Below are 19,938 nucleotides of genomic sequence, written 5' to 3'. Positions count from 1 at the left end.
TAAAAATTTATTCGAATGTATTTAATATTAAAATATTTCCAATGAACAATATTGTCAGAGATAATTATCCCCAAATTAAAAGTGTACTAAAATATATAAAAAATGGAAAGATATTTGTTTTTTTTTTAGGAAATAATGCCTAATCTTTGCAACATAAAATTATAACTAAATGTATTTTATGACGATGATTGAAAAAACATAATAATTCATGAAAAAACAAACTGAAAAAATCAATTATATAAATATATTTCCTTATGAAAAATTGAACTTTTAAACTTTAAAGAACTGGGGTGCTTTATAAAACATTTTTGGTATTTATAAATGAATTTAATGCACCCCTTATTTTAAATCAAAAAAAATCAATTATGAAAAATATACATCACACAACTACAAGTACTTTTCAAGACAACCACACACTAGTTATTGGAGAACATATTGTACAATTAATGGTTGCTGAATATAAAAAATTATTTATAAAAGGAATGACCTATAATGATTTTATTAATAGGGTTTATTATGGAATTGATGAAAAAAAGCGTACACGAGAAGGAATAGCACTCTTTAAAAGAGTTTATTCATATTTATCGTCTATTCATAATGATAACAGAGATACTTCTGAAAATAATAAATTTATTGAATATGAAACAACACAATAAAAAACATGAAACCAATTAATTAAGAAATGAGGGATGTATTATATATCTGATTTATTGTAATGTGTCGCGCCATTATTTAATATTTTCGCATCCCTCAGATTTCTTAATTTCAAATTTAAAAATCATAATAATAAAATTGAGTAATATAAAACAATGTTAATAGTAGTAAAAATCTTATGGTAAATATATGATTTAGGTAATAATTACCTAAGAAATGAGGGATGCATCCATCCACTTGTATCTGATTTATTTTACGTTCGCACTATCGTTTAATTTTTTAAAAGCATCCCTCAAATTTCTTAAATCATACTATTTAATCAATCATCAAAATATTATTATTTTATCATTCTGAAATAAAGTTATATACAAAATACCATTTACAAAAAAATCTAGCAGTGATTAATCAGGAATTAAGTATAATAAAGCTTAACAAAACCTAAAATTTTTCCATTATCAAATAAAAAACATAATTTTGCAGCTGAAATAAATAATGATGATAAATATTTCGTTTCAAACATTCGGTTGTAAATTAAACTTTTCGGAGACCACTAGTATCATGGAAAGTTTCAACGCCTCAGAATATCAAGTTGTAAAAGATATTCAAGAATCTGATTTTCATATTATCCATAGTTGTACGGTTACGGAACAAGCTGAAAAGAAGTGCCGCCAAACAATTCGCCATATTTCCAAAATTAATCCGAAAATAAAAATAATTGTCCTCGGATGTTATTCACAACTACATCCTGAGGAATTAAGACAATTGCCTAATGTTATTTTAGTGTGCGGAAACGAATCAAAATTTAAAATAAAAGAATTAATAGAAGATTTCATATCAGATAATGGAAAGATCTCAGAAGAGAAGATTAATGATGATGTTAAAGATTTCCAGTATCATACATCTATATCTAACTATACGCGCACTAGAACATTTTTAAAAATACAAGACGGATGCAATTATTTTTGTACTTACTGTGCAGTACCTTACGCACGAGGAAGAAGCAGGAGCGATTCGGTTGATAATGTAGTAAAAATTGCAAGAAATGCCGTGTTAAATTCTTCAAAGGAAATAGTTTTAAGCGGAGTAAATTTAGGGGATTTCGGAGGTAATAATGAAAATTTATATAATCTATTAAATGAATTGAATAATATTGACGGTTTGGAAAGAATTCGAATTTCATCCATTGAACCTAATCTACTCGAAAGCAAGATAATAAACCTTAGCGCTCAAGAAAATAATATTATGCCGCATTTTCATATTCCGTTGCAAGCAGGTAGTGATAGAATTCTTTCTATGATGAAAAGACGCTATGATACAAGTTTCTTTAAAGATAAAATATCCGAAATAAAAGAATCTATTCCGGATGCATGTATCGCTATTGATTTAATTACAGGATTTCCGGGGGAAAATAACAAAGACTTTGAAGATACATGTAAATTTATTCAAGAAATAGATATTTCATATCTTCATGTTTTTTCTTATTCCGATAGACCAGAAGCTTTGGCATCAAAGTTTAATGATAAAGTGCCTAATGAGACAATAATTCAACGAAGTAAGATATTACATGAGATATCTGCAGAGATGCATTCGAAATTTATCAATAAATACTCCGGCACTGAAAGAAAAATACTTTTTGAAATGAAAAATAGAGAAGGTAATTGGATCGGATGGACAGATAATTATATCAGAAGTGAATATAAATCGGAAGAGAATTTAAAAAATGAGATTAAAAAAACGATGATAATTCCATATTATTCAAGAAATTAAATCTTCTATATTAATTCTAAAATAATTTTTTACAGAATTCATCACTTTAATTCAAAAAAAGTTCGTACATTTGCAAACTTTTTTTAACGTATAAAGAAAAATAAAATATCATGGGCAAGCACGAATTATTACAGTATGTTGACGGTTTAACACAAATTAAAGATTATCCGTCATTTCAAGCGGGCGATACTATTACCGTAACATATAAAATTATTGAAGGTAATAAAGAAAGAACCCAAAAGTATCAAGGTGTTGTTTTGCAACGTAGAGGTTCTGGTCCAACCGAAACATTTACAGTTCGTAAGATTTCAAGCAACATCGGTGTTGAAAGAATTTTCCCTATTGCATCTCCATTCATTGAAAGTATTGAGATAAACAAACGAGGAAAAGTTAGAAGAGCAAGAATCTTCTATTTAAGAGCTTTAAAGGGTAAAAAGGCAAGGATTAAAGAAAGAAGATATTAATATTATCAAAAAAGCTGCTTAATGCAGCTTTTTTTTATTTCAAATCTTGTAAGGAAAAATTTCAGAATCCTAATAAATTTACTGCATTTTCTATTGCTGCAGCAGTAACATTACTTCCACTCAACATTGAAGCTATCGCATTTATGCGTTCTTTATTATTTAACAACTTAACGCGGGTAAACGTTCTATTTTCTAATTCTTCTTTATAAACCAAAAACTGTGCATCTGCTTTCGCCGCAATTTGCGGAAGATGGCTTATTGAAATAACTTGTATATTTTTAGAAATTTCCCTAAGTTTTGCAGCTACCGCATCGGCGGTAATACCTGAAACGCCGCTATCAATCTCATCAAAGATAACTGTTGGAATATCATTTTTAATTGCTATTATTGATTTTAATGCAAGCATCACACGCGATAGTTCGCCGCCGGAAGCAACCGAAGAAAGCGGAGCTAAAGGCGAACCGATATTTGCAGAAAATAAAAATTCCACAAAATTATTTCCTGTTATTGTATAATTATCCGTTTTGGAAACTGTTATTTCGAAATTATTTTTTGTGATACCTAAATCTTTCAGAATGTTTGAGATTTGTAGTGACATGATTTCAGCACAAGATTTTCTTGACTTAGAAAGTATTTCCGCTTTGTGTTTTAAATCATTATATAAAAACTCAATTTCTTTAGTTATTTTTTCAATTTCGATATATAACTCATTCGTATTACTCAATTTTAAAGATAGATCATTACGAATCTCAATTAATTCATTTACATTATTGACTTTATGTTTGTAAAGTAATTTGTTGATAAAATCCAATCTGTTACGAAGTTCTTCAGACTTTTCCAAATCGACAAAAACAGAATTATTCAATCGAATCAAATCATCCGAAATATCCTTAGTTTCAATTTTTATATCTTCAAGACGTTCCAATAATTTCACACCGTTATTAACAAAAGAAGAAATCGAAGAAAAGTTGTTAATTATTGTTTTCGTAATATCAACAACGTTACTGTCATCATTATAAAGAAGATTAATTGCAATATTCAATTTTTCTTTAATCAATTCCGCATTATCTAAAACCGACAACTCTTTTTCGGTCAATATATCTTCATCATTACTAAGATTTGCTTCATATAATTCATTATAAAGAAAAGAGTAATAATCTTGTTCCATATTTATTTTTTCATACTCTGATTGCAAATATGCTTTTTTACGGCATAGTTCCGAATATGAATTGAATATCCTGTAATAATTATCAAATATTGATTTATCGGTAATAAAATTATCAAGGAAATGCAATTGTTGTGAATTATCACTCAAAGAAAACTTTTGATCTTGCGAATGAAGGTCAATTAAGGAAAGTCCGATTGACTTAAGCACATTCAAAGAGACAGGAGAATCATTTATGAATATTCTCGATTTCCCCTGAGAACTTATTTCCCGTCTGATAATACAATCTGAATTAAAGTCTATATCATTTTCTTCAAATATAATTTTAGAGAAATTATGCGGCAGGCAAAATACAGCTTCAATTACACATTTTTTATCCTTGTCATATAGAACTTTTGTATCTGCCCTTTCTCCAAGTACAAGTGATATTGCTCCTAAAATGATTGATTTTCCCGCTCCGGTTTCACCGGTCAAACAGGTAAACCCTTTTTCAAAACCTATTGTAATATTATCTATAAGGGCATAATTCGATATAGATAAAGACTTTATCAATTAGTATTTTTAATTTGATTGTAACGCGACATGTTGGTTGGATCTATCTCTTGCATTACTTGTAAGAATTTATTCTTTTCAACGTCGTTTGCACCCGAAAAAAGATTAATAAATTCATCACGCTTAGCTTCTAACATAAGATAAATAATAAAGAGATTAGGTTTTTGACGATTAACATTTCTTAGTTTCTCGATAGCTTGAACAGCTGCAGAAGTTCCCATTGCTATATTATCTGCCATAACATCCAATCCATTACGATGATAAATATATAAAAACTCTCTAACACCATAATAAGATGAATTAAGCAGATTCTCAATTATCCAATATCTATTTCTAGTATTCTGGTAAGACCTCCAACCTTTTTCGTTAGCCGATTGTGCCGCATTAACAATTGCCTGAGCTTTTTCATAATATTGTGTGCCGGCACCAGGACTAAATGAATCGAAATCTATTCCCAGAAAAAGATACATGTAGAAAGCAATTATGCTTGTAAGATTATCATCAAAACTATTCTCGTTAAAAATCAAAGGATTACTTTCCACAAATGTAAACTCAATATCTTTATCAATATGATTAAGAAGAGTTGTATTATACGTAGAATTGTAAACAGGTCTTCTCAATCCAATATTAATCTGTCCTTCAAATTGTTCTGCAGAAACAATTTTAGTTATCATAAGCTGCATGGTGCATTCAATACGTTCTTCTTGACTAATATTATAGTTACACCATTTATAACCATTGATAAATTCTTGTATTTGTCTTTGCATTTCCTGAAAACGCGTTCTGTCAGAACTTCCGTCAGAAGTATTGGAAGTAACACTAAAAGTGCATTTAAAATCTTGTGTATAAGCAAAAACATTTGCCACACATAAGAATACAGTTATCAAAAACAAACGTTTCATATTAATATTATTATTTGTTTTCAGTTTCAATTTCGTTGTCTTCCTTTTGAATGAGGTGTTCAACTGTTTCTACCTCTTGCGGATAAGAAGATGATAATTTATCGTTAAGAAATTCATATATTGCCATGAGAGTCGGTTTCGGAAGTTGTTCATAGAACTTAGCAAGTTCAATTTGCTCTCTGTTCTCGAAAATTTCTTCCAAGCTATCACTTGGTGTTTGAAATTCTTCAATTTTGCTTAACAATTCTTCTTTTAATTCCAAACTGATTTGATTAGCCCTTTTAGAAAGTATTACTAAAGATTCATAGATATTACTTGTTTCTTGGTCAAAATCATTTAAGTTTCTTGTAACAGCATCTGTGCTTGTTCTTATCTTTTTATAATCCATATTAAGAATATTATTAATATATATTTTATTTATATTGTTTAGCAGCTTTATTATATTGTTCTATTTCAGCAATATATCTAGAATCAGGGAAATTAGAGATAAATTTTGTATATGCGTTATAAACATCATCAAATCTTTCCGTTTTCTTACTTTCAACGCTATTTTTTGCAAATTCGTATTTAGCTTTTACAAGATAATAATAAATATCTTCACGATGTTTTGTGTCAGGAAAATCTTTCAAGATATTTTCAAAACACACTACAGCGGCCTTATATTCATCCATCCTTAAATACATGAGTGCAATTTGATAATCCTTCTCTTCAAGTTTTGCCCTTAATTCATCGATGTAACTGTTACATAGCTCAATCCTATCACTATTAGGATAAGCATTAATATATGCTTGAAGTTCACTAATTGCATCAGTTGTAGGACTTGGATCCAAAGAGTATGTTGATGATTGATAATATTTACACATGGCGGCTAAGAAAGCACTTTCTTCAGCGCGCGGACTATGAATATATTGTCTTGCATATTTACGAAAATAATAGTTCGCCAGGATGTAATCACCTTGTTCATAATAACATTGAGCATAATAATAACTAACCGGTTCTTCTTTATCGGTTCCTTTTACTAACATCAGAATTTTATCAAACAATTGTAAAGCGTTAATATAGTTGCCTTTTTCATATTGCACCATAGCTTCATTGTAAATGAGATCCTTATCGTCCGATTTTAAAATTTTAGAGTAATTGGAACAAGAAGATACTAAAAGTAAAAAGCTTGTTAATGATATTATTATTAAGTATTTAGATAATTTCATATATTATGATAATAATTTGCAAAGATAATGATTTTTTGCTAAATAAATTCTTATTATGATTTTTTAAAATTTATATGACATAAAACAAATATCGTAACTATCATTTCATTATATTAATTTATTGATTATGACAGACTCCTATCAATAAATTTTAGTTATATATATATCGTAAACTAGTGTGTTTCTCATAGCAATTTTATTAAAATCGCCGGTAATGCCGTAAGCTCGAAAAGAAGGAACAATAACCTTTGCCTTATCGCCTTGATGCATTACCAATAAGGCCTCTTCTAAACCGGATACTTCGTTTGATTTTCCCAATTGAAATTCTTTATTTCCATCGATATTTGAGGTATAAACAGTATCGCCATTTAAAAAGGTGATTGTATAATCTAAAACAACGATATTACCCTTCTCGGTTTTCGCTCCATTGCCTTTTTCATAAATCCAATAACTTACACCTGTTTCGGTTGTTATCATTTTCCATTCGTATCTTCTTATAAAATCATCAATTTGAATACGTTCCTTTCTTACAGCCTCTTTATTAACATAATTAATTTCATCATCAGTAATTACTACAGGAGAGTTATTAAAAGATGTATTTTTATTCTGCTTACATGAAAAAACAGATAAAGCTATAAAAATAATTGTTAATTTAATCAATTTATTCACACGTATATACATTTGCTAATTCAATAAAAAGTTTAATTGCATTTTCAATACTTTCATAATAATTTGCACCAGCAGCATTTTTATGTCCTCCGCCATTAAAATATTTAACAGCAAGATCATTTACGTCAACATTGCCTTTAGATCGAAACGAAATTTTTGTAAGATTATTACGTTCAACGAAAGAAGCAGCAAGTTTGATTCCTCTGATATTTAAAGCATAATTCACAACACCTTCTAAATACCCCTCTTGATAATTATATTCTTCGAGTTCTTTTTTTGTCAGAGAAAAATAGGCAAACACATGTTTTTCATTTATTACCAGTTTATTATAAAGAATATATGCCAGCAATTTTATTCTTCCGGATGGAAAATTATTATAAATCAAGTCATGAACTTCTCTCGCATCGATATTAAATTTCATTATATCTGCTAAAATTGAATATACGCGATTAGAATTACAGTTATAACTTAATGAACCCGTATCAGTAATTATTCCAGTATATATAGATATGGCCGTATCAAAATTAAACTCTGCAATATTAAGTTCTTGTAAAACAAGATAAACTAATTCAGCAGCAGCTGAAGCATTTTCATCTACAAAAACTAAATTATAATATATAGCGCTGGTAAATGGATGATGGTCAATAGCAATTTTTGTTGCATTAGATGTACAAAATAAATTCCCCATTTCACCCAATCTGTTCGGTTCATTAAAATCAACGGCAAAAATTAATTGAGCAGAATTAAATTTATCACGAATAATATCTTTATTATCTTGATAATTAAGAATTAAGCTAATATTTGGTAAAAAAGATAAATACTCCGGACAACTATCCGGTAATACTAAAGTAATATCTTTATTAATAAGAGATGAATTAATTAGATAATTATGAACGGCGAGCATTGAGCCAACAGCGTCGCCATCAGGTGAACTATGTGAACATATAAGAATTCTCTGAGAGGATTCTATGAAACCTTTAAGTTTTTCAATATCCGCTTGATACATATATAATGTTTGATATTTCTGATTGATTGCAAATATAGGAAATTTTGACAATTAATAATTGATATTTTTCATTAAGTTTTATTCCAACCGACTTGTTACAATTGTGAAATGCAATTATTCACAATTGTAATTAATTCAAATTATTATCGTTTTACTTTTGTAAATAATTTTGTTTATCTTTGTAAAAAATAAAACTATGGTAAAACGAATAATAAAAATAATGGAAGATAAAAATCTTTCTTCGGCACATTTTGCAGATGCAATAGGCGTACAGCGTTCTACTTTATCTCACATATTATCAGAAAGAAATAAACCAAGCTTGGATATTATTATTAAGATATTAAATACATATCCAGAAATTAACGCCGATTGGTTAATTAAAGGTTCAGGTAAACAATATTCAAATGGTGAAAATCATGTGATTAGTAATATAGATTTACCAAAAGATGATACTTCTGAAGATTACAATTTGTTTACAATTAAAAATAATATGGAAAAAGGTAATATTGAAGAAAAAGTGGCTCCCGAGAATAAAAAAACATCAATTAAAAAAGAAATTTCACGTATTATTATTCTATTTTCAGATGGAACATATGATACATTTGTGAAATGATTTTTATTCTTTCATAATTTTTTGATAGTAAACATTATCAAAAAGGGTTATTTTTACTATTAAGATTTTATCTTTTATTTCATTGAGCCGTATTGTAATATTATTTACTGTACTATTTTCTAATGAAAGTAATTGACTTCCGTTAATACTTAATATTTCTATTCTTTTTATCTCATCAATACTTGAAATAATAATATAGTCGGAACAAGGATTCGGATAAATATTAACATCTGGCTTTTTATAGATTTCTACTCCGGCATAACGCAATGTTTTTTGAAAATCCGGTATTCCCCTACCTGTTTGATTATTTGGAGAATCTTTTTGATGACAAGAAGAGTAAAGTGATGATTTAATTTTTGTTGAGCTTATATTTGGGTTTGCTTCCATAACACAAGCAGTAAATCCGGCAATTACAGGAGCGGCAAATGAGGTTCCAGACATCTCAAAGATACCGGTTCCGGAAAGAGGATATAAAACTGTGACTTGAGAACCTAAAGCACAAAGATCAGGCTTAAACCTATTGTCGGCAGTTGGTCCTATTGAACTCACGTGATAATATGAACTATCGGCAGATACGCCACCTACTGCAATAACATTGGCTCCATCGGCAGGAGCACCGATATATTTCCATGGTGAATTACCATAATTTCCGGCGCTGTTAACAACAATAATTCCTCTAGATGCTGCAATTTCAGCACCAATTGTAATCGGACAGGATTTTCCATCTAATTTATCATAAGTATGCGATGTTGACGGATCGTCAAATTCCGTATAATTTAATGAGCTTGAAATTATATCGACTCCACAACTATCTGCATATTCGGCCGCCGCAACCCAAGCATATTCTTCTAAAATACTTTCAAAAGACGTATCCTCAGATTTTAACAGCAAATAATTAGCATTAGGAGCTGTACCAATAATCAAACCGGGTAAATTTGCGGCTAACAAAGATAAGCACATTGTACCGTGGTAACCGGCATTGGCACTATAAACATTAGTATTTGTAATGAAATTCTTTGTACCGATAATATTTGTATTTTTGAAAGGATAACTTGCATTATTTACACCGTAAAATCCATCATCAATTACAGCAATTGTAACATTTTTTCCTGTATAACCTTCATTATGCAAATAAATACCATTCACTAATCTATATTGAGCTTCACATGCTCCGTAATTAAAACTTATTAGATCTAATTCTTCATATTCAGGGATATTTTCCTCATCAGTCTTATTATCACTCAATTTTGAATCTAAATCAATAATAAAAATTTGAGAGATAAAGTCATAATTAAAAGAGGTTTCCGAACCGCATTTTATAACAGCACAATTCAACCATCTTGAAGTTAAAATAATTTCAGAATCCTTACTAACGCTACAAATTTCAGCAATATATTCTTTATTAACCGGCAAATCAATTTGATCAAATTCAATATTATCTCTCAAACGCCTATCTATTGCTTTTTCAGATAGACACTCTGAAATATCAATTCCTTTTTGATTTTTATCTTTGAAATAAATAATGTAGTATTTGTCTTGACAAACAATAATAAGAGGAAAAAAGAATAGAAAAATAATAAAGTATAATTTAAATTTCATTTTTATGGACTAATTTTTCTTAATGAGCGGACTATTCTGCTCCCTATTCATAATTTTATAAGATTCCCTATCTGTAAATTTAGGCCATAAATTTCTAACAAAAACAGTAACAAAACCTAAAGTTGTCATAATAATACTTCTTCTTTTGTGCTTTACAGCATTGTAAATTCTTTTTGCGACCCATTGTGTTGATTGCATCTTTTTTTCATCGCGCGGACTATATCCTTGTTGGCTGCCATCGGCAAGAAGTGCTCTAAAACGAATATCAGTTGCAACATAGCCGGGTGCAACAACAAGTACATTAACATCATTATTCTTATTTTCAATTCGAATTGTATCTAAGAAGCCCCGCACAGCAAATTTTGATGCGGAATATCCTGTTCTTCCGGGTAGCGGTTGATACCCGGCAATTGAAATAATTCCGACTATCGCACCTTTGGTTTCAATAATATACGGTAAGGCAAATTTTGTACAGTTTACTGTTCCCCAAAAATTAACATCCATTAATTCATGTAAAACTTTAAGTTCACATTCATTAAAAACAGCTCTCATGGAAATACCGGCATTATTGATTAAAACATCAATTTTTCCATACTTTTCAATAGTTTTATCAATAAGATTTTTACAAGAATCCTCTATCGTAACATTGGTTTTTACAGGAAAAGTATCACAACCTTGTAAATTTAAATTTTCGGTAATTTCTTGTAATTTATCAAAACTTCTCGCTGCGAAAACTACTTTACAACCCTTTTTTGCAAAATGTTCGGCTATAGCCAATCCTATACCCGATGAAGCTCCTGTAACTATTACAACTTTGTCTTTCATAATTATTTAAATTAGTGGTGTGCAAGTGATATTATTTTTTGATATTTGTATTACCTTTTAATTCAAAAGGCAAATTAATATTTTTTAATAGTTGATTATCAGTTTGTAAATTTAAATTACCGCTCCATGAATAATTCACTGATTTATTTCCACTAATAATTTCCGTAATTTCCTTTATCATACTTAATGAATTTACAGAAATATTTAAAGGAACTGTAGTTTTGGTGTTTGCTGAAATAGTCTTATTACTTTTAGCATTCCCTTTGGCCCACTCTACATTATTAATTGCAAGGTCATAATTAAAATTATCTATCAAAACAGAAAAATTATTTTTATTTTCCAATTCGCAAACAATATTTAAGTCAATTTTATTAAGATTCATCGAATTAACTTTAATTTCTTTAAAAGAAATCGAAGGTTCTTTAAGCATTGGTACAGTGCCTGCAAAATCTACTTCATATCTTTTATTCTCAAGTACCGGTAAAGGAATCGATAATCCAACATTCATTTTGTATGTAGCATCAGAAGTAGTATTTGCAAGCGACTTAATTACACTATACAGGTTTTTATAATTAATTGTCACTGGAATATCAACAATAGTATAACTATTTGCAGCTATTGTAGTATTCTTCGTAAGCGTATTTTTTAGAAATTGATTGTTATTTATTGATAAATTCCAATCAATATTGGGAAAAGGTATTGTAAAACTGTTCGGATTATCTACTCTGACTTTAAAAAGCAAATCCATATTTTCAAAATTAATTTTAGAAATTTGAAAAGACTGTGCTTTGAAAGTTGGTTCCGAAACAATATTTTTAAGTTGATTGCAACTTAAAACACAAAAAAATGATACAATAATAATGAGGGTATACGTTTTCTTCATTCAAATATTTTTTAGATTAGCAAAGATAAGGATAATTTTTAAAATTTTAAACAGAATATTTCGTATCATCAACTTTCGAAAAAATATCTCCGAATAAATTTTGCTAATTAACAAAATCTTTATATCTTTGCAGCCGCAAATATGGTGGATGTAGCTCAGTTGGTTAGAGTGCCGGATTGTGGTTCCGAAGGTCGCGGGTTCGAATCCCGTCTTCCACCCAAAAACTACTGTAAAACAAAAAAGTCTAAACGTGAATGCGTTTAGACTTTTTTGTTTTACAAATGTACCGCGTCTTTATTTCATTTTTTGTAGCCTTTAGCTATTCTGGTGAAAAATTCAAAATCTCCAAAATTCAGAAAACCTTATATTACATCATCATTTACGTAATATTGATTTTTATTTAGTTTACTATTTAGTGACTTTCCACAGCATACTGATAAAAAAATATATTAATTCTAATTTGTATGCTATTTTATAAATAATATTTGCTAAAAACTATGAATGAAATTCTTTCACTGAAAAATAAACTCCTAAATCCGATTAACAACTTTTTGATGTATTAAATCAAATATTAAAAAAATATTTTATTTCGTTCCAGTCTGATTATTCTTACTATCGTGAATTATTATTCCGTCTCTTTTTACGAAATTAATTAGGAAGAGCATACAAAAGAAGATTATCGCCGTAGTGATAATGGTTCTTACGCTAATTTTATTTGTGTTTACCACATCTGAAAATTTTTACTTTTTTAATGTGTATAGATTAATTTGGTCACAAAAATATTATGGTAAAAATTGGAGGTGCTAAAAGTTTTCAAAAGTTTGCAATATTTTTTAAAAGTTCAAAGTAGATGCTTGTTTATTAATTTCTTTATTTTTATATTTGCAGACTATTAACCAATTAATTTTATTTAAAATGAAAAGAATCAAATTTTTAGGCGCATTAATTGTAATGCTATTTATTTCAACTAACGTCTTCTCGCAAACTATTCCGGCCTATACCTATGTTCAAACCGCACCCTCAGCAGAAACGATAAATGATGAGACTACAATACATATAGAATGGGTTGGAACGGATGGACATAAAGTTATATCCCCAACTCTTATTACAACCATAACTGATTTATCAGGTGGAGTTTATGTTCCTTCTTGGTTATTTGCTATATCTATTAATTTTTATCCGGTAGTAGAAACAAGAGTAATCGTTAAGTATGTTAACGAAAAACATATAGGCGTTTATCCCGGACTAGCAACCTCACTAATAAGGGCATTGCACCCAAGTTATTGGACTATTTATTACTAAAGACTAAAGTTCTAATTTTTTAGTTTATAGATAAATTTTTATATTTGTAAAATTATTAACATTCAAATTTAAACACCATGAAAAAGATCAAATTTTTAGGCGCATTAATTGTAATGCTATTTATTTCAACAAGTGTCTTCGGACAAGCGATACCGGCTTATACATACGTAGAAGATACGCCGGTTAATCTGGCGGGAGCTAATAAAGGTGCTTCAGTTACTGTAGAATGGGTCGGTTCAAATGGACATATCATACAATCTCCTAAACTCAGCACCACCGTTACAGCAATAGCAAATGGAGTTTTTGTTCCCTCCGGAACCTTTTTTATTTCTGCTAATTTTTATCCGATAGTTGAAACAAGAGTAGCCGTTATATACAGTCATGAAAAACATGCCGGAATTTATCCGGGCTTGGCAACCTTAATGAGCAGGACATTGCATCCAACTTATTGGATTGTACCTTAATATTTAATCGTAATGTAATAAAAAAGCCGACGATTATTGAAGTGCCCCCCAAAAGTTAAACAAAACTTTTAGGGGGTGTTTTTATGAAGTACAGTCATGAAGTTAAATTAAAAGCAGTTTTATCCGTCATCAGCGACCATCGCTCAACCGGTGCGGTAATTCTTTCTCTTCTTTTTATATTAATAGTCTATTATAGTTCCACGGAAAAAGACTCCTTGTTTTTTATTTGTCCATAAATTTTGTTTTTACAGTAAAAATTAAAAAACTTGACAATTTTTTATGAATAAGTCTAAATCAATGAATTGCAAACAAAAATTATTATTCTTATCAAAAAACCTCTCAACACTCAACATTCAACTCTTAACTATTCCTATCTTTGCAAAATTTTTTTTAATGATCTATCCCGATTCTTTCCAAAATAAAATTGGTTTTGATGTTATCAAACAGAAAATTACCGCATTATGTTTAACAAAATTCGGAAAATACTATGCCGAAAACATAAGTTTCTCTTCCGATTTTAATGATATAACTAATCAACTTAGTGAAACAGATGAAACAAGAAAAGCCATTTTATTCCATTCACCTTTTCCGCTTAATGAATTTTCTGAATGTTTGGATGAAATTATCCGGTTAAAAACCAAAGGCACTGTAGCAGAGCGTGATAGATTACAAGATATTTTTTCTACAATTAAAATGTATTCCGATTGTTATAAGTATTTCAATACGAATAAAGAGGATTTACCTTTGCTACATGAGATTTTTAATGATAATTTTAATTCTAATGAACTAATTAAATTAATTAATGTTATTGTAGATGAAAAGGGTGAGATTAAAGATAACGCTTCGAGTGAGCTTTATTCGATAAGAAAAAAACTTCAGAAAGAACAGCTTCGTATTGATAAGGAATTGGCAAATATTTTAAAAAATATGCGTATTGAAGGAGTAGTCAAGGATGATTGTGAAGCTACCATACGCAACGGTCGACTTGTAATTCCTGTTCCTGCGGGCAATAAAAAACAATTGAAGGGATTTATTCATGATACATCGGCAACAGGACAAACAGTTTATATTGAACCGAGCGAGGTGTTTAATATAAATAACAGTATCCGCGAGTTGATGATTGACGAAAAACAAGAAATATTTAAAATCTTACGTGAGTTTACTGAAAAACTTCGTCCGCAATTAGAAAATATCGAAGAGATGTGTGGAATTCTTGCATATATTGATTTTCTAAAAGCAAAAGCAAAATTCGCTATCGAAATAAATGCAATAAAACCGATTCTTATTGATCTACCTAAACTTGAATGGAGAAATGCTATTCATCCTCTACTCTATTTATCTCTGAAAAATCAAAAGAGAAAAGTTGTTCCATTGAATATAATCATTAATGAGGAAAACAGAATAATAGTTATCTCCGGTCCGAATGCCGGCGGAAAATCTATTGCCTTAAAAACTGTTGCGTTGTTGCAATATATGTTACAATGCGGAATATTAATCCCACTAGGAGAAAATTCGGAAACAGGAATATTTGAAAATATTTTTATTGATATTGGCGATGAGCAATCTATTGAAAATGATTTGAGTACTTATACTTCACATCTGAAAAATATTAAATTTTTTATTGAAAATGCTGATGAAAATACACTAATATTGATCGATGAATTCGGTACTGGCACTGAGCCGCAATTAGGAAGTATAATTGCAGAAGAAAGTTTAAAGGTTTTGCGTGATTTGCATGCTAAAGGAATTATTACTACGCATTATGCTAATATTAAAAAACTTGCACAGGAACTACCTGGTTTACAAAATGCTGCAATGCTTTTCGATACGGAAAACATAAAACCTTTATTTGAAATTTCTATTGGAAATCCGGGAAGTTCTTATACTTTTGAGATTGCTCGAAGAGTCGGATTTCCTGAAAATATTCTTGATAATGCCGTGAAAAAATCGCCCTCTTCTCAATTGGATTTCGAAAGACAATTGCAGGAATTAATAATCGAAAGAAAAAATCTCGAAAAGGAAAGAAACGAATTAAAAACTGCAGATCAAATGCTTAGCGAGGTTGTGAACAAATATACCAACTTACTGAATGAGCTTGAAACTAATAAAAAAGAAATTATCAAACAAGCAAAATCGGAAGCTCAGGAAATTATAAAAGGTGCAAATAAGAAAATTGAAAATGCTATCCAAGAGATTCGTGCTCATCAAGCTGAGAAAGAAAAGACAAAGAAAATTCGAGAAAATCTGAATCAAGTTACTTCAGAAACAGTTGAAAAAAATAACCGGCACGAAACATCTCTTATTTTGGAAGAACATAAACAACAATTTCCACTTAAATTAAAAAAGGATAAAAACCAAAATACTAATCCTGTTTTATTGAAAGTTGGAAATCTTGTTAAATCAACTGAATATCAAGAAGTAGGCGAAATAACCGATATAAAAGGAAAAAAAGCAAAAGTCAACTTCAGCGGAAATATTAATATTTGGATGGATATTGAAAAACTGAAAGTTTTTGACGGTGAAAAATCTGAACGAATAAGAATGACAAAAAATAATGTAGGAACCATCATTCACGATATAAACCAGCGCGCTTACAATTTTTCGTTAAGTATTGATGTCAGAGGCAAACGTACTGATGAGGCTCTTGAAATTATTAAAAAATACGTTGACGATGCAATAATGCTGCACATAACTAATTTTAAAATATTGCACGGCAAAGGAAATGGAATCCTACGAACTAATATCAGGGATTATTTGCGAACTATTGATGAAGTTGTTTCTATAAATGATGAAGATGTTGAACATGGAGGCGACGGAATAACTATTGTTGAAATTAAATAAATCTTAACAGAAAGGTATAAATTCGTATTCTTTCTGTTGACATTGAAATGTATAAGCTAAAAAATTAAGTAAAATCTGGAATGATTATCAATAATAAAGAATTACAACTTGCTGATGATTTGTTGCAGTTTACAGGCACATCGATTTTCCTTACCGGTAAAGCAGGTACAGGCAAAACTACCTTTTTGCATAATCTCAAGATTAAATCGCCAAAAAGAATGATTGTTCTCGCTCCAACAGGCGTCGCGGCTATCAATGCCGGTGGCGTCACAATTCATTCTTTCTTCCAACTCCCCTTTTGTCCGCATATCCCCACCCTTATATATCAGGATGAAAAAGGCGCTTTTCAAAATACTGATGAAATGGGAAACCATATTCAACGTTCAAAAGCACACAAATTCAATAAAGATAAAATTAAGATTCTAAAAAGTGTCGATCTAATTATTATTGATGAAATAAGCATGGTTAGGGCGGATATTTTAGATGCAGTTGATGAAATATTAAGGAGATACAGGCAAAGCAATAAACCTTTCGGCGGCGTTCAAATGCTTTTTATTGGCGATGTAAAGCAATTAGCCCCGGTAGCCAAGGAAGAAGAATGGAATTTAATAAAAGAATATTATAACAGTCCTTATTTTTTCAGTAGTCATGCGTTCCGGAGATCACATTTTCTGACAATTGAATTAGTTGAAATTTTTAGACAAAATGATAAGAAGTTCATTGATTTGCTAAATAATATCCGAAATAATATTCTTGATGATGAAAGCATCAGTATTCTTAACGAGAAATATGACCCGACATTCTCTAATGATAAAAATAAAGGATATATTACACTTACATCCCATAACTTTCAAGCAAAACAGATTAATAGTCAGCAATTATCAAAAATAAACTATCCGAAAGAAACCTTTTATGCAGAAATTGATGGCGATTTTCCGGAATACTCATACCCTACAGACGAAGAGCTAATAATAAAAATCGGGGCTCAGGTTATGTTTGTAAAAAACGACCCTTCTCCGGATAAAAAGTATTTTAACGGTAAAATCGGAATTGTTGAAGATATCTACAAAAACAAGATATATGTAAAGTGTGGCGATTCTGATGAAAATATTCAGGTTCAGCCGCTTGAATGGACTAACGTGAGATACGCGATCAACTCATCAACTAACGAAATTTATGAAGATATTCAAGGAACTTTCAAACAATATCCGTTGAAATTAGCTTGGGCAATAACTATTCATAAAAGTCAGGGCTTAACTTTCGACAAACTCGCTATTGATGCTCAAATGTCATTTGCACATGGTCAAGTTTACGTAGCACTGAGCAGATGCAAAACTTTAGACGGGTTAGTTTTAATTTCAAAAATTGATAAGTATGCTTTGAAAAACGATTATTCAGTAGCTGTTTTTGAAAATGAAATAGAACAGAGACATGCAAATGAAGAAAAGTTTTTAATTCTAAAAAGAGAGTATTTCTTCGATTTGCTATCGGAGTTATTTTGTTTTAACCACTTATTTTCATCATTAAAAAAACTCCAGAAATTATATAACCTGCATTTAAAAAATATCTTTCCATCACATATTGAAAAACTTAATTTAGCTATAATTCAATTTCAGAATGAGATAATTATTGTTACGGAAAAATTCAATATTCAGTTAAAAACAATTATATATCAACATAATGATTATGAGGATAATCCATTCGTCACAGACAGATATATAAAAGCTTCGGAATATTTTAATAAAACTTTGGAAAAGATAATGAATTTTATCTTTAATTCTGATATTGAAGTTGATAATAAAGAAATTTCGAAAATAATCAATAAAGCTTTTGATGAATTAAGCGCAGAATATAATTCAAAAAAATATTTGTTGGAATATATCTTAAAACACAAATTTGACATTCAATCGTTTCTAAAAATCAAAGCAGAAGTTGAGTTAAAAACTAAAGAAACTAAAAAGAGAAAGAAAAACAACAGCAAAGAAGTCGAATATTCAGACATTAAATACCCTAAGTTATATACGTTGATAAGATTATGGCGTGAAGCCGAGGCAGCCGTAAATAATTTAGAACCGTATAATGTATTAATACAAAGATCATTAATTGAAATTTGTTATTATTTGCCGGAAACTAAAGAAGATCTTCTTAAAATTCACGGAATCGGTAAGGTTACTTTGAATAAATATGGTGATGAAATTTTGGAAATAATTAAAGAGTATATAGATGAATACGGAAGATAAAACTTGGCTAAACAGAACTAAATTATTACTTAAAGAAACAGGATTAAATAAATTAGTTAACAGCAATATATTAATTGTTGGACTTGGCGGAGTCGGAGCTTATGCCGCAGAAAATATTTGTAGAGCCGGAGTCGGAAAAATGACAATAATCGATGGCGATACAATTAATGAAACTAACATCAACAGGCAACTTCCAGCATTGAATTCTAACATCGGAGAATACAAAGCAGATATTTTAGAAAAACGTTTTCTTGATATTAATCCTGAGTTAAAATTAAAATGTATAAATCAATTTATAACAGCAGATAATATTCAAGAAATACTTGATAGTGAAAAATACACATATATCATTGATGCAATAGACAGTCTTAGTCCGAAGGTTACTTTATGTCTGGAGGCAAGGAAGCGCAATATCCCAATTATTTGTTCTATGGGTGCAGGCGGCAGAATCGATCCTTCCAAAATTGAAATTACCGATATATCAAAAACATATAACGACGGGCTGGCGGCGGCATTCAGGCAAAAATTACGTAAAGAAGGTGTAAAATCGGGAGTAAAAGTTGTTTTCTCTTCTGAAACAGCCAAAAAGGATGCAATATCAACAACCGAAACCGATCAACATGCTATTCGATCCGTAAGAGGTACAATTTCATATTTACCCGCAATCTTCGGCTGCATGCTCGCCGGATATGTTATTCAACAAATAGTTGTCAATAACTCATAAAAACCTAAAATAGGTTAATATTAAAATATTATTATATTTGCAACCTAATTTAAATCATAA

Annotated in this window: 18 protein-coding genes and 1 tRNA gene; 10 read left to right on the top strand and 9 right to left on the bottom strand. The window is 29.8% G+C overall.

From position 1 onward, the window contains the following. Positions 1-365: 365 nt before the first annotated feature. From LBP67_02950 to rplS, 3 genes are all read left to right on the top strand, one after another. Entirely contained in the window at positions 366-656 is a 291-nt protein-coding gene (locus LBP67_02950; protein MDR2083934.1) for a hypothetical protein, read from the top strand. 490 nt (positions 657-1,146) lie between these two features. Continuing rightward, on the top strand, positions 1,147-2,421 hold the full coding sequence (gene mtaB / locus LBP67_02945) for a tRNA (N(6)-L-threonylcarbamoyladenosine(37)-C(2))-methylthiotransferase MtaB (GenBank protein ID MDR2083933.1): 1,275 nt from the start codon (positions 1,147-1,149) through the stop codon (positions 2,419-2,421). Positions 2,422-2,531: 110 nt separating this feature from the next. Then, positions 2,532-2,885: a 50S ribosomal protein L19 gene (rplS, locus tag LBP67_02940; protein MDR2083932.1), complete on the top strand. Its 354-nt coding sequence runs from the start codon at positions 2,532-2,534 to the stop codon at positions 2,883-2,885. 61 nt (positions 2,886-2,946) lie between these two features. Here the strand turns inward: rplS and recN are convergent, their stop codons facing one another. The 6 genes from recN to LBP67_02910 form a co-directional block, all read right to left on the bottom strand. Continuing rightward, on the bottom strand, positions 2,947-4,602 hold the full coding sequence (gene recN, locus LBP67_02935; GenBank protein MDR2083931.1) for a DNA repair protein RecN: 1,656 nt from the start codon (positions 4,600-4,602) through the stop codon (positions 2,947-2,949). Continuing rightward, positions 4,599-5,504: a DUF4835 family protein gene (locus LBP67_02930; GenBank protein ID MDR2083930.1), complete on the bottom strand. Its 906-nt coding sequence runs from the start codon at positions 5,502-5,504 to the stop codon at positions 4,599-4,601. The genes recN and LBP67_02930 overlap by 4 nt, the downstream gene beginning before the upstream one ends. Positions 5,505-5,514: 10 nt before the next feature. Beyond that, positions 5,515-5,892: a DNA-directed RNA polymerase subunit omega gene (locus tag LBP67_02925; protein MDR2083929.1), complete on the bottom strand. Its 378-nt coding sequence runs from the start codon at positions 5,890-5,892 to the stop codon at positions 5,515-5,517. A gap of 25 nt (positions 5,893-5,917) precedes the next feature. After that, a complete protein-coding gene (bamD, locus tag LBP67_02920; protein ID MDR2083928.1) occupies positions 5,918-6,712 on the bottom strand; it encodes an outer membrane protein assembly factor BamD in 795 nt (264 codons plus the stop codon). A 141-nt stretch (positions 6,713-6,853) separates the two neighbouring features. Next, positions 6,854-7,381: an FKBP-type peptidyl-prolyl cis-trans isomerase gene (locus LBP67_02915; protein MDR2083927.1), complete on the bottom strand. Its 528-nt coding sequence runs from the start codon at positions 7,379-7,381 to the stop codon at positions 6,854-6,856. After that, positions 7,374-8,387, bottom strand: a complete 1,014-nt coding sequence (locus LBP67_02910) for a bifunctional oligoribonuclease/PAP phosphatase NrnA (protein ID MDR2083926.1) — start codon at positions 8,385-8,387, stop codon at positions 7,374-7,376. Before LBP67_02910 ends, LBP67_02915 begins: the two co-directional genes overlap by 8 nt. 196 nt (positions 8,388-8,583) lie before the next feature. Here LBP67_02910 and LBP67_02905 point away from each other — a divergent pair, with 196 nt between their 5' ends. Further along, positions 8,584-9,000 (top strand): helix-turn-helix domain-containing protein, encoded by a 417-nt coding sequence (locus LBP67_02905; protein MDR2083925.1) that lies wholly within the window; start codon positions 8,584-8,586, stop codon positions 8,998-9,000. A 3-nt stretch (positions 9,001-9,003) separates the two neighbouring features. Here LBP67_02905 and LBP67_02900 read toward each other — a convergent pair whose 3' ends face one another. The 3 genes from LBP67_02900 to LBP67_02890 are packed head-to-tail and all read right to left on the bottom strand — an operon-like array spanning position 9,004 to position 12,307. Continuing rightward, complete coding sequence (locus LBP67_02900) at positions 9,004-10,599, bottom strand: S8 family peptidase (GenBank protein MDR2083924.1); 1,596 nt, start codon at positions 10,597-10,599, stop codon at positions 9,004-9,006. Between the two features lie 9 nt (positions 10,600-10,608). Continuing rightward, on the bottom strand, positions 10,609-11,424 hold the full coding sequence (locus tag LBP67_02895) for an SDR family oxidoreductase (GenBank protein ID MDR2083923.1): 816 nt from the start codon (positions 11,422-11,424) through the stop codon (positions 10,609-10,611). Between the two features lie 31 nt (positions 11,425-11,455). Further along, positions 11,456-12,307, bottom strand: a complete 852-nt coding sequence (locus tag LBP67_02890) for an LEA type 2 family protein (protein ID MDR2083922.1) — start codon at positions 12,305-12,307, stop codon at positions 11,456-11,458. A 143-nt stretch (positions 12,308-12,450) separates the two neighbouring features. Between LBP67_02890 and LBP67_02885 the strand changes: the two genes are divergently transcribed. From LBP67_02885 to LBP67_02860, 6 genes are all read left to right on the top strand, one after another. After that, positions 12,451-12,526 (top strand) — tRNA-His (locus LBP67_02885). Positions 12,527-13,222: 696 nt separating this feature from the next. Beyond that, positions 13,223-13,609 (top strand): hypothetical protein, encoded by a 387-nt coding sequence (locus tag LBP67_02880; protein ID MDR2083921.1) that lies wholly within the window; start codon positions 13,223-13,225, stop codon positions 13,607-13,609. Positions 13,610-13,686: 77 nt separating this feature from the next. Continuing rightward, on the top strand, positions 13,687-14,073 hold the full coding sequence (locus LBP67_02875) for a hypothetical protein (GenBank protein MDR2083920.1): 387 nt from the start codon (positions 13,687-13,689) through the stop codon (positions 14,071-14,073). A gap of 279 nt (positions 14,074-14,352) precedes the next feature. Next, positions 14,353-16,914 carry a Smr/MutS family protein gene (locus LBP67_02870; GenBank protein MDR2083919.1) on the top strand — a complete coding sequence of 854 codons (2,562 nt, stop codon included), beginning with the start codon at positions 14,353-14,355 and terminating at the stop codon, positions 16,912-16,914. A gap of 80 nt (positions 16,915-16,994) precedes the next feature. Further along, entirely contained in the window at positions 16,995-19,154 is a 2,160-nt protein-coding gene (locus LBP67_02865; protein ID MDR2083918.1) for an AAA family ATPase, read from the top strand. Next, positions 19,138-19,878: a tRNA threonylcarbamoyladenosine dehydratase gene (locus LBP67_02860; protein MDR2083917.1), complete on the top strand. Its 741-nt coding sequence runs from the start codon at positions 19,138-19,140 to the stop codon at positions 19,876-19,878. Before LBP67_02865 ends, LBP67_02860 begins: the two co-directional genes overlap by 17 nt. Positions 19,879-19,938 lie beyond the last annotated feature (60 nt).

The sequence above is a fragment of the Bacteroidales bacterium genome, from assembly GCA_031276035.1.
GTDB lineage: Bacteria > Bacteroidota > Bacteroidia > Bacteroidales > BM520 > RGIG7150.
This window is presented reverse-complemented; position numbering and strand designations above follow the sequence as displayed.

What these genes read in the sequence shown, in the direction of transcription:
- bamD (MDR2083928.1), bottom strand. Translation starts at nt 6,712, where the DNA reads ATGAAATTATCTAAATACTTAATAATAATATCATTAACAAGCTTTTTA.
- LBP67_02900 (MDR2083924.1), bottom strand. Translation starts at nt 10,599, where the DNA reads ATGAAATTTAAATTATACTTTATTATTTTTCTATTCTTTTTTCCTCTT.
- LBP67_02925 (MDR2083929.1), bottom strand. Translation starts at nt 5,892, where the DNA reads ATGGATTATAAAAAGATAAGAACAAGCACAGATGCTGTTACAAGAAAC.
- LBP67_02905 (MDR2083925.1), top strand. Translation starts at nt 8,584, where the DNA reads ATGGTAAAACGAATAATAAAAATAATGGAAGATAAAAATCTTTCTTCG.
- LBP67_02875 (MDR2083920.1), top strand. Translation starts at nt 13,687, where the DNA reads ATGAAAAAGATCAAATTTTTAGGCGCATTAATTGTAATGCTATTTATT.
- LBP67_02865 (MDR2083918.1), top strand. Translation starts at nt 16,995, where the DNA reads ATGATTATCAATAATAAAGAATTACAACTTGCTGATGATTTGTTGCAG.
- rplS (MDR2083932.1), top strand. Translation starts at nt 2,532, where the DNA reads ATGGGCAAGCACGAATTATTACAGTATGTTGACGGTTTAACACAAATT.
- LBP67_02890 (MDR2083922.1), bottom strand. Translation starts at nt 12,307, where the DNA reads ATGAAGAAAACGTATACCCTCATTATTATTGTATCATTTTTTTGTGTT.
- LBP67_02895 (MDR2083923.1), bottom strand. Translation starts at nt 11,424, where the DNA reads ATGAAAGACAAAGTTGTAATAGTTACAGGAGCTTCATCGGGTATAGGA.
- LBP67_02860 (MDR2083917.1), top strand. Translation starts at nt 19,138, where the DNA reads ATGAATACGGAAGATAAAACTTGGCTAAACAGAACTAAATTATTACTT.
- LBP67_02950 (MDR2083934.1), top strand. Translation starts at nt 366, where the DNA reads ATGAAAAATATACATCACACAACTACAAGTACTTTTCAAGACAACCAC.
- LBP67_02910 (MDR2083926.1), bottom strand. Translation starts at nt 8,387, where the DNA reads ATGTATCAAGCGGATATTGAAAAACTTAAAGGTTTCATAGAATCCTCT.
- LBP67_02930 (MDR2083930.1), bottom strand. Translation starts at nt 5,504, where the DNA reads ATGAAACGTTTGTTTTTGATAACTGTATTCTTATGTGTGGCAAATGTT.
- LBP67_02870 (MDR2083919.1), top strand. Translation starts at nt 14,353, where the DNA reads ATGAATAAGTCTAAATCAATGAATTGCAAACAAAAATTATTATTCTTA.
- LBP67_02880 (MDR2083921.1), top strand. Translation starts at nt 13,223, where the DNA reads ATGAAAAGAATCAAATTTTTAGGCGCATTAATTGTAATGCTATTTATT.
- mtaB (MDR2083933.1), top strand. Translation starts at nt 1,147, where the DNA reads ATGATGATAAATATTTCGTTTCAAACATTCGGTTGTAAATTAAACTTT.